Here is a 2,636-nt window from a genome sequence, read left to right as displayed (position 1 = left end):
ACGGGGCCCGGTCCGGTGAGCGTCAGCTGTCCTGCGCGGTCTTCTTGACGTCCTCGGCGTTGCTCTTGGCCGAGTCGGTGACCTCGTCCTTCTGGATCTGCGCCTCGAGCTTCACGTTCTCGGCGCTGTCCTGAGCGGACTCCTTGACGTTCTGGGCAGCCTGCTGAGCGGGCTCCTTGAGCTCGTCGGCCACGTGGCGGGCCTGGTCCTTGACGTCGTCGAGGACCGGCTGTGCGCGATCCTCGATGTGCTGGGCCAGACGCTGCTCCTTCTGGGAGGCGGGCAGCAGCGAGGCCGCGAGCCAGCCCACGCCCAGGGCGATCAGACCGGCGGCCAGGGGGTTGCCCTGGGTCTGCCGCTTGATCTGGTGGGGTGCCCGGCGTGCGGCGTCACCGGCGTCCTGCGCCGCGGACTGCACGCCGTACTTGGCGCTGGATGCGGTGTCGGAGACGCTGGTGCCGACGTCGTCGGCCGTCCCCATCACGCGGTCCTTCACACCGCCCACGGCGTCGCGCACGGCGCCGCGGGCCTTGTCGACCTGGCGGTGGGCGACGTTGGAGGGCGTGACCTTCTCGGCCATGGCGTCCACGTCGTTGGACAGGTTGTAGCGGGTCCGCTCGATATCGGCACGAATCTCGTCAGGATGCTGCTGGTTCATCGCGGTTCCTTAGAGGGAGTAACGGCTTCGGGGACTTGCTTGAGGGTCTCGGCAGTCTGCGGAGCGCCCTCGATCTCGTCGATGTTCTTCTTGCCCACCACGGCGAGGATGGCGGCCGGGATCGCCCACAGGATCGCGAGGATCACGCCGGCCCATGCGTAGCCGATGACGGTGCCGCCCAGGGCGGCCCACAGGGCGATGGACAGGAACAGCAGGACGAAGTGCCCTGCCACACCGGCGCCGCCGAACATCCCGGCGCCCTTGCCCGCCTTCTTGGCGGAGATCGTCAGCTCGGCCTTGGCCAGCGCGATCTCCTGTCGGATCAGCGTGGACAGGTCCGTGGTGACCTTGGACATCAGGGTCCCCAAGGACTCCGTCTCCGCCCGGCGCTCGGCCTCGGTGGGTGGAGGGGTGTACTGGGAGCTCACCGGATGTCACCTCGCCCATCGGTCTCGGGCAGGCGCGGGGGCACCGGACGGGTCGGCTCGGCGGGGGGCACCGGAGCGTCGTAGGGGTAGCCCGGCTGGCCGGGTGCGTCGTACCCCGGGGTGCCGGGGACCGCCTGGCCGACGGACGGGTCCACGGGAGGGACGGTGCCGCCGGTGGTGTATCCCGGCTGCGGGGGCACGGGGGTGGCCCGGTACTGGCCGTCGCCCGGACCGTAGAAGCCCGCGGTACCGGTGCGGCTGGCCCAGACGTCCTGGTCGTCGTCGTCGTCGTCGGAGTGGACCTGAGCGACGGAGCGGGTGAGGCGCCCGGCTGCGAAGCCGAGGCCGGCGGCGATCGCCAGGAACGCGACGGGGCGACGGCGGGCGAAGCTCTTGACCTCGGTCAGCACGTCGGCCGGCTCGTGGTTCTCCAGCCAGTCGGCGAGGGCGGCGGTGCGGTCGGTGACCTGCTGGGCCAGATCGGTGGCCAGGCCGTCCTCGGGCTTCTCGCCGCGGGACATCCGCCCCAGGTCGTCGGTGAAGGTGCGCACCGTGCCGGCGGCGCGGTTGAGCTGGTCGGAGGCCTGGGTGCTGAGGGTCGAGGAGGTCTCGTCCCAGAGCTTGCGGCCCTCGCGCACGGCATCGTCCTTCACGCCGAGGGCCTCGTCCTTGGCGGTGCCGGCCACAGCGCCGCCTGCCTGCTTGGTGTCCTCGGCGACGTTGCGTGCGGAGTCCTTGGCCTGCTGGCCGGTTCCGCTCTTGTCGTCGTCGTAGGGGACGGGTGGCGGGGGCACCGCGGTGCCCTGAACGCCGGGGCCGGGGATTCCCTGGCCCTCCACACCGCCGGACGTGGTGCCGGGCGCGCCCGGGGTGGGCGGCTGGTTCCACGGCTCCCCGCGGTGGGTCTGGTTCTGGTCACGGTAGGGATCGGTCATGACATACCTCCCGGGTCTCGAAACGCACACCGGTTGTGTGGGCGCCATGACTCGACCCTAGGCGGGAGCGTGTGATGTTGCAGAATCGTAAGCCCAGGCGGTCGGTAGGTGCGGAGGGCTGTTGTATACTCCCGCGCTGTTTCGCGCGTTATCCCTACCCGGGGCCGCTCGCTCCTCCGCCTTCTCCCCCACATCTCGCGCTGGCCAGCGGTGATGTGAGCCGTAGTGCCTGCGGCGGCGCGGGCGCACCCTTGCAGGGTGACCGCTGTGCCCGACTTGGGACGTTGGTCCCTCGTCGATATTGGATCGTCCCGATCCATGACCAACCGGTAGACCTAGGTCACATCCGGGGCTTCCGAGCTGTGCCGCGGACATGGTCGAGGCCCCGACCGCGGGGCGGGCGCAGCGGTCAGGGCCTCGAGCAGTGCTGGTCAGACGTCGCTCTCGGGGTGGCGCATGATGTTCAGCACCGCGGCCACGAGTCCTCCCCACACGGTGAGGATCGAGACGGCCATCATGACGATCGCGGAGACGGACATTGACTCCTCCTGGAGTTCGGGAACAGTGGAGAGGTTGGGTGCCTGAGGATGCGGGCCTCAGGAACGGGGCTCTTCA

General features: G+C 70.3%; 4 protein-coding genes. All 4 read right to left on the bottom strand.

The genetic code is table 11. The features are described from left to right. Positions 1-22 precede the first annotated feature (22 nt). The 4 genes from M3B01_RS14450 to M3B01_RS14435 all read right to left on the bottom strand — a co-directional run bounded on the left by M3B01_RS14450 (position 23) and on the right by M3B01_RS14435 (position 2,560). Positions 23-658 (bottom strand): DUF3618 domain-containing protein, encoded by a 636-nt coding sequence (locus tag M3B01_RS14450; RefSeq protein WP_259793233.1) that lies wholly within the window; start codon positions 656-658, stop codon positions 23-25. Then, the gene (locus tag M3B01_RS14445; protein WP_259793230.1) at positions 655-1,086 is read right to left on the bottom strand and encodes a phage holin family protein; all 432 of its coding nucleotides are present in this window, start codon (positions 1,084-1,086) and stop codon (positions 655-657) included. The genes M3B01_RS14450 and M3B01_RS14445 overlap by 4 nt, the downstream gene beginning before the upstream one ends. Continuing rightward, positions 1,083-2,021 (bottom strand): hypothetical protein, encoded by a 939-nt coding sequence (locus M3B01_RS14440; protein ID WP_259793228.1) that lies wholly within the window; start codon positions 2,019-2,021, stop codon positions 1,083-1,085. Before M3B01_RS14440 ends, M3B01_RS14445 begins: the two co-directional genes overlap by 4 nt. Positions 2,022-2,452: 431 nt before the next feature. Further along, entirely contained in the window at positions 2,453-2,560 is a 108-nt protein-coding gene (locus M3B01_RS14435) for a methionine/alanine import family NSS transporter small subunit (protein WP_017823107.1), read from the bottom strand. Positions 2,561-2,636 lie beyond the last annotated feature (76 nt).

It is taken from the genome of Brachybacterium sp. p3-SID957 (assembly GCF_025144775.1).
Classification (GTDB): Bacteria; Actinomycetota; Actinomycetes; order Actinomycetales; family Dermabacteraceae; genus Brachybacterium; species Brachybacterium epidermidis.
The sequence above is the reverse complement of the archived record's forward strand: the minus strand, read 5'-3'. Positions and strand labels throughout refer to the sequence as shown.

What these genes read in the sequence shown, in the direction of transcription:
- M3B01_RS14450 (WP_259793233.1), bottom strand. Translation starts at nt 658, where the DNA reads ATGAACCAGCAGCATCCTGACGAGATTCGTGCCGATATCGAGCGGACC.
- M3B01_RS14440 (WP_259793228.1), bottom strand. Translation starts at nt 2,021, where the DNA reads ATGACCGATCCCTACCGTGACCAGAACCAGACCCACCGCGGGGAGCCG.
- M3B01_RS14435 (WP_017823107.1), bottom strand. Translation starts at nt 2,560, where the DNA reads ATGTCCGTCTCCGCGATCGTCATGATGGCCGTCTCGATCCTCACCGTG.